1 protein-coding gene is annotated in these 492 nt (G+C 38.9%); it reads right to left on the bottom strand.

Features of this window, described 5'->3' with window-relative positions:
* Nucleotides 1-5: 5 nt before the first annotated feature.
* Nucleotides 6-492 (bottom strand): hypothetical protein (locus KP705_RS17120; RefSeq protein WP_215765137.1); only part of this gene is annotated, 487 nt, incomplete at its 5' end.

Here is a 492-nt window from a genome sequence, read left to right as displayed (position 1 = left end):
AGCAACTACTTCGCAATCCTATCGCAATCACGCATTAAATCATCCAACGTGTAGACAGTCTTAATGAACGGAACAGGATTAATTMCATGCGAATCCAAAGAATCAAAAACTAAACCAAGATAAGTTTCAAGCTGTTCATTCTTCTTCTGTAAATCTCTGAACGGCTTGCCCTTATCAAAACTTTTTTCGCGTTCGCTTTTCAATTCGTTCAATAGTGATTTTCGTGATTCATTACTTTTGTGAATTTTTGTTTTTAGTGATGAATTACTCGCTTTCAACTTCTCATTTTGATTCTTCAATAAATGAATTTCATTTTCACGAGACTTCGCACCATCATCAAAACGGCTTTTCGTGAATGACTCAGAAACCTGAACAACACCACCAGCAACAGCAGAAGAAACAGCACCAACCAACGTGCCAGCCTTCTCAAACTTTTCAGCCTTAGCTTTTGCAGCATCAACACGCTTTGCAACAGCACGACCATCAGCCAGA

This window comes from Gluconobacter sp. P1D12_c, from assembly GCF_018812105.1.
In the GTDB taxonomy this organism is placed as follows: domain Bacteria; phylum Pseudomonadota; class Alphaproteobacteria; order Acetobacterales; family Acetobacteraceae; genus Gluconobacter; species Gluconobacter oxydans_A.
This window is presented reverse-complemented; position numbering and strand designations above follow the sequence as displayed.